Source organism: Kribbella sp. NPDC055110 (assembly GCF_053607525.1).
Map to the genome: position 1 here is coordinate 1 of NZ_JBSGTS010000071.1, position 1,211 is coordinate 1,211.

Annotated in this window: 1 protein-coding gene; it reads left to right on the forward strand. The window is 71.6% G+C overall.

The window, feature by feature from the left end; translation table 11 throughout:
• On the forward strand, window positions 1–1,211 hold a 1,211-nt coding region (locus tag ACWF0M_RS38120), incomplete at both ends, for a DUF222 domain-containing protein (RefSeq protein ID WP_452240642.1).

Below are 1,211 nucleotides of genomic sequence, written 5' to 3' on the forward strand. Positions count from 1 at the left end.
GGCGCCCGCGACATGATCCAGTACCTGCAGCGCCGCTACCGCCTCGACCCCTACCGCGCCCGCCGCCTCGTCCAACTCGCCCGCGCCCTGCCCAAATACCCCGCCCTCGCCGCCGCCCTCCCCACCATCGACCCCACGGTTGAGAACGGGGAGGACAGGGAGGATGCGGAGACCGGGGAGGACGCGGAGGGCGGGGCCGACGGGGCGGACGGGACGGACGGGACGGACGGGACGGACGGGGAGGAGCTGCCCGAGGTGCTGCCGGAGGTGCTGCTGCGGCCGGCGCAGGCCGAGGCGATCGTGTCCGAACTGGAGAAGCTCCCGCCATCGGTGCCGGTGGCCGACGTCGAGGTCGCCGAACAGGAACTGGTCCGCCTCGCCCGCCACCTGTGCCCCGCCGAGCTACGCAAGGCCGCCGAACAGGCCCGCAACATCCTCGACACCGACGGCCCCGAACCCGAAGAACACCAGGCCGCCGCCCGCGAAACCCTCACCCTCCAAACCGCCGACCGAGGCGTCAAGTTCAAGGGCTACCTCGCCAACGAAAACGCCGAACTCCTCCAGACCCTGATCACCGCCGGCGCCCGCCCCCACAAAACCCTCGACGGCGCCCCCGACCCCCGCACCCGCGAAAAACGCCAAGCCGACGCCCTCACCACCACATTGACCCTCGCCGCCACCGCCCTCGACGCCGGCACCCCCTCCCCCACCATCCCCCGCCCCACCACACCAGCCAGCCCCACCCACGCCGGTTCCACGGGACCTGGTTCCACGCAGCCCCCTTCCACGGACGTCGCTTCAACGGACGCCGCCTCCACGGAGCCCGGTTCGACGGAGCCCGGTTCCACGGACGCCGCTTCTGCGGCGGCTGGTTCTACGGCGGACGCGACCGCAGACGCGGTGCGCTGCTCGGATGCTGAGTCGGACGGTGCCGTCGGGGTCGAAGGTGTCATCGCGGGCGGGGCAGCGGCCGACCAGTGTGACGGTTCGGGTGCTGGAGCTGGTGCGGGTGGTGGGTTGGGTGGTGATGTGGTGCCGGGGTTCGGGGCGAAGGCGAACATCACCGTGACCATCGATCTGCAGGACCTCAAAGCGATGACTGCGGACGCGATCGGACAGACCGTCTACGGCAACGGCCTGTCCGCGGCCACCATCCGCCGCCTGGCCTGCGACGCGAAGGTGATCCCGATCGTGCTCGGCTCCAACTCCGA